Origin of the sequence: Mycobacterium sp., assembly GCF_032162105.1 — a bacterium.
GTDB lineage: Bacteria > Actinomycetota > Actinomycetes > Mycobacteriales > Mycobacteriaceae > Mycobacterium.
In genome coordinates this window covers 1-4,667 of record NZ_JAVRPS010000559.1, presented here as the reverse complement: position 1 = coordinate 4,667, position 4,667 = coordinate 1, and the positions used below count along the sequence as shown (strand labels likewise).

The window sequence follows — 4,667 nt, the reverse complement described above, 5'->3', positions numbered from 1 at the left end:
GCGCTTGAGCTGTTGAAGAGCGATCCCGACTCGCGGCGCAACATCGTCTCGGCCTGGAACGTCGGCGAGATCCCGCAGATGGCGCTACCGCCGTGCCACGCGTTCTTCCAGTTCTACGTCGCCGACGGCAAGCTATCCTGTCAGCTGTACCAGCGCAGCGCGGACCTGTTCCTCGGGGTGCCCTTCAACATCGCCAGCTACGCACTGCTGACCCACATGATGGCCGCGCAGGCCGGCCTGGACGTCGGGGAGTTCGTCTGGACCGGCGGTGACTGCCACATCTACGACAACCACGTCGAGCAGGTGGCGCTGCAGCTCGACCGCGACCCGCGGCCGTACCCGGAACTGATTCTTGCGCAGCGTGATTCGATCTTCGAATACGTCTACGAGGACGTCGAGATCAAGAACTACGATCCGCACCCGGCGATCAAGGCGCCCGTCGCCGTATGAGTCTTGGCCTGATCTGGGCCCAGTCCACCTCTGGCGTCATCGGTCGGGACAACGGCATTCCGTGGCGGCTGCCCGAGGACCAGGCCCGGTTCAAGGACCTGACCATGGGGCAGACGGTCGTCATGGGCAGATTGACCTGGGAATCGCTGCCTGCCACGGTGCGGCCGCTGCCGGGACGCAGAAATGTCATAGTGACCCGGCAAGCTGGGTACGTGGCAGACGGCGCAGTAGTGGTGGACGGGTTGGACGGGGCACTCACCGGTGATGTGTGCTGGGTGATCGGCGGCGAGCAGATCTACGCGCTTGCCCTGCCGCTCGCCACCCGGTGTGAGGTCACCGAGGTGGAGATCGACCTGCCTCGCGAGGACGGCGACGCGGTGGCGCCCGTGCTCGACGAGGCATGGGTCAGTACCACGGGCGACTGGCTGACCAGCAGGTCCGGTCTCCGGTACCGGTTTCACACCTACCTGCGCCCGTGATGCTCTCGGCGGATGCCGCGCGCCGCGTGGCGGTGGCGGCACAGGGATTCGCGGAGCCAAAGCCGACGGGGCCTGTGACCCGGGCGCATCTGCGCAGGCTGCTGTCCCGACTCCAGGTACTGCAGCTCGATTCGGTGTCGGTCGCCGTGCGCGCGCACTACGCGCCGGTTTTCAGTCGCCTCGGCCCCTATGACCGCACGATCCTCGAGCGAGCGGCGTGGAGCCACAGCGCCAAGGCACCACGACTTCTGGTCGAGTACTGGGCGCACGAGGCTGCGCTGATGGCCGTCGACGACTGGCCGCTGCTGCGCTGGCGGATGCGCGAGTACGAGCACGGGCGCTGGGGCAGGGAGATCGTCAAGAAGAACGGCAGGCTGGCCGAGGACATCGTCGCGACGGTGACCGAGTTGGGTCCGTCGACCGCCGGGCAGATCGAGGCGCATCTCGAGGCGGAGCCCCGCGGCCGCAAGGGGCCGTGGTGGGATCGCAGCGACACAAAGTGGGTGGCCGAGGCGCTGTGGTCCTCCGGCGTGCTCACGACGTCGACGAGGGTCGGTTTCGCGCGGCACTACGACCTCAGCGAGCGTGTGCTTCCGCCGGAGGTGTTCGCGCGTGACGTCGACGACGCCGAGGCGGTGCGGGAGCTGGTGCTGCGCGCGGCAGGAGCTCTCGGTGTGGCCACCGAGCCCGACCTGCGCGATTACTTCCGGCTGAACCCGAAGCAGAGCAAGCCGGCGGTCGCGGCGCTGGTGGCGTCCGGTGAGCTCGAGGAGGTCGAGGTCGACGGATGGGCGGCCCCTGCATACCTGCCTGCGGGGCAGACGGTGCCGCGGCGGGATCGGGGCACCGCGCTTCTATGCCCGTTCGATCCGCTGATCTTCTTCCGGCCCCGCGTCGAGCGCATGTTCGGGTTCCACTACCGGATCGAGATCTACGTGCCGCAGCCGAAGCGTCAATTCGGTTACTACGTATGGCCGTTCCTGCTCGATGGACGGCTGGTGGGCCGGGTCGACCTGAAGGCGGAGCGCGCGTCCGGCGCGTTGAACGTCGTCGGCGCGTTCACCGAGCCGGGGCAGGACGCGGGATACGTCGCCAGCGCGCTGGCGGGCGAACTGCGCTCGATGGCGTCGTGGTTGGGGCTGGCCGACGTGACGGTCGGGGAGCGGGGCGATCTGGTGGGCGTACTGCGCAAAGCGCTGCGGTGACGACTCAGGCCAACGGAATGTCGTTGTCGCCCTTGGATTCCTGATACTGATCCGAGAGCGCCTGGTATCGGTCCCTGATCCGTTGCTGCTGCTCGCGCAGTTGCGTGCGCAGCGGTTCGGGTTCGGACTCGATGAGGTCGCGGATCGAGTAGGCGGTCCAGAACGCATTGCTGCGCCGATAGCCGCCGGGCTCCAGCCCGAAGACCTCCTTGAGGATCGTCAGATCGTGCGGAATGGCGAAGCTGTCCCGCGAGTCCTCGTGGCTGTAGAAGTAGTAGTAGTTGTCGAACCCGGCCCACGTGATGGCCGACATGCACAGCGTGCAGGGCTCGTGGGTGGTGAGGAACACCAGTTCCGACGTCGGCGGGCGCTCCACCAGCTCGTAGAACTCGTTGAGGGTGTTGATCTCACCGTGCAGCAGCGGATTCTCGGTTTCGTCGTTGGTGCCCGCCATCACCAGCGACAGGTCGGATTTGCGCAGGATCGCCGCGCCGAACACCTTGTTGCCACCGGTGACGCCGCGTTCGGTCAGCGGCAGGATGTCGAGGTCGATGACGTCGAGCAGGCGGGGGGCGATGGACATGGCTCACCCTAACGCCGACGCGACCGTGGGTCAGCCGTTCGCGGGTTCCTCGGCGAGCTCGGGTACACCCTTTCCGCGAAACACGTTGACCGCGAACACCACTGCGCCGACGCCCAGCCAGACCAGCCCGCCGATCTTGGCCAGCGCGTCGGCGTTGAACAACACGTAGCCGATGATCAGGAAGCCCAGTGTGGGAACCACCAGGTGCAGCAGGTAGTTCCTGGACTTCTTGCGCACCACGTAGTACCAGACCACCGAAACGTGCAGCAGGCAGAAGCCGAACAGCGCACCGAAGTTCACCAGCGACGAGATCAAGGCGATCTGGCCGACGAAGAACAGCACCAGCACCAGGCTGAGTGCGCTGACGACGAGGATCGCGGCCATCGGCACCTTGCGGCTGCTGATCTTGGACAGGAAGCTCGGCAGCTGACCGTCGCGGCTCATCGAGTAGAGCAGCCGGCTGGTGGCGGCCTGCGCGGCCATGGCGTTGGCGAACCCCACCGCCATGACGTTGACCGCGAAGAAGGCGTTCATCCAGCCGGTGGTCGAGGCCGCCTGGACGAGGGTGAAGAAGGCATTGCCGACCTCGTCGTTGCCGAACGCCTCCCGCCCGCCGGCCAGCAGGCTGGTTAACCAGGTCTGGATGACGAACAGGAAGGCCACCACGAACAGGGCGATGATCATTGCCCGGCCGGCGGGATTCTTGCGGCCGGTCGACTCTTCGGCCAGTGTCGAGATGCCGTCGAACCCAAGGAAGCTCAGGACGGCGATCGACAGGGCGGCGGCGATCAGCGGCGCGCTCACCGTGTTCGGGTCCCAGATCGGGGTGGTGCTCCAGCCCACGTCGGGCAGGGAATGCCCGCCGATCGCGCGCACCGCGATGACGACGAAGATCACCACGAACACCAACTCGATGGCGAGGAACAGCCGGTTCGCGATCTTCAACGAGCCGATCCCGGCCAGGTTGATCACGGTGTTGACGACGACGAAGACGATCGCCCACAACCACCGCGGGGTGCCGGGGAACAGTCCGATCATGGACTCGGCGGCGAACACGTAGAGCAGGGTCGGCACCAGCAGGTAGTCCAGCAGGATGGCCCACCCGGCGAAGAAGCCGAGGCTGGGGTGGACGCCGCGGCCGACGTAGGAGAACACCGAACCGGCCAACGGGAACGACTTGGCCATCTGCGCGTAGGCCAGCGCAGTGAACACCATGGCCACCAGACCGATGACGTAGACCAGCGGGACCATGCCCGACGAGCTGTTGTAGACGGTCCCGAAGATCGCCCACGGCGCGATCGGCACCATGAAGACCAGCCCGTACACCAGGAGGTCGACGGTGGATACCGACCGGTCGAGTTCCTGTGCGTAGCCGAATGATTCGAGGCTGCGCTGCCCGGCCGGGGTGTGCGTTTCGGAGCTGACCATGCGATGTCCTGTCGGTCGGTGGGGTGGGTCAGACCTGCGCAGGCGCGGGGTCGTGCTCGGCGAGGAATGCGCCGATCACGGCGCGGAACTCCTCGGGTTTCTCCAGATGACTGCAGTGGCTGGCGTCGGCGAAGACGTGACTGCGGGTGTCTGCGATCCGCTCGACGTAGGGCGCCCAGGTGGCAGGGGTGGCCTCGTCGAATTCGCCTGCGATCACCAGCGTCGGCGCGACGATCCGATCCAGGCGGTCGACGATGCTCCAGTGCCGCAGGGTGCCGAGGACGTGAAACTCGTTGGGGCCGTTCATGGTGTGGTAGACCGTCGGCTCGGCCTCCATCTGCTGCTCGGTCTCGACGAAGTCGGTCGGTGGGGGCCAGACGCGGCACACGTGGCGTTGGTAGAACTCCTCGGTCGCGGCGAGGTAATCGGGATGGGTGACGGTGCCGTCGGCCTCGTGCCGATCCAGAGCCGCCTGGGTCTCGGCGGGCAGTTGCGCCCGCAGCTTACCTGCGCCCTCGACCC

The 4,667-nt window shown here is 66.8% G+C and carries 6 protein-coding genes; 3 read left to right on the top strand and 3 right to left on the bottom strand.

All coding sequences use genetic code 11. The features are described 5' to 3' along the window. The 3 genes from thyA to QOC69_RS28625 form a co-directional block, all read left to right on the top strand. A partial coding sequence (gene thyA / locus QOC69_RS28635; RefSeq protein WP_526445906.1) for a thymidylate synthase occupies nt 1–450 on the top strand: 450 nt, incomplete at its 5' end. Next, a complete protein-coding gene (locus tag QOC69_RS28630) occupies nt 447–929 on the top strand; it encodes a dihydrofolate reductase (RefSeq protein WP_526445905.1) in 483 nt (160 codons plus the stop codon). The genes thyA and QOC69_RS28630, both read left to right, overlap by 4 nt. Continuing rightward, nucleotides 929–2,134: a winged helix-turn-helix domain-containing protein gene (locus tag QOC69_RS28625; RefSeq protein ID WP_526445907.1), complete on the top strand. Its 1,206-nt coding sequence runs from the start codon at nt 929–931 to the stop codon at nt 2,132–2,134. Before QOC69_RS28630 ends, QOC69_RS28625 begins: the two co-directional genes overlap by 1 nt. A 4-nt stretch (nt 2,135–2,138) precedes the next feature. Here QOC69_RS28625 and QOC69_RS28620 read toward each other — a convergent pair whose 3' ends face one another. The 3 genes from QOC69_RS28620 to QOC69_RS28610 form a co-directional block, all read right to left on the bottom strand. Beyond that, complete coding sequence (locus QOC69_RS28620; RefSeq protein WP_526445904.1) at nt 2,139–2,717, bottom strand: tRNA-specific adenosine deaminase; 579 nt, start codon at nt 2,715–2,717, stop codon at nt 2,139–2,141. Between the two features lie 30 nt (nt 2,718–2,747). Next, complete coding sequence (locus QOC69_RS28615; RefSeq protein WP_526445903.1) at nt 2,748–4,145, bottom strand: amino acid permease; 1,398 nt, start codon at nt 4,143–4,145, stop codon at nt 2,748–2,750. Between the two features lie 28 nt (nt 4,146–4,173). Next, on the bottom strand, nt 4,174–4,667 hold a 494-nt coding region (locus QOC69_RS28610; RefSeq protein ID WP_526445902.1), incomplete at its 5' end, for an alpha/beta hydrolase family protein.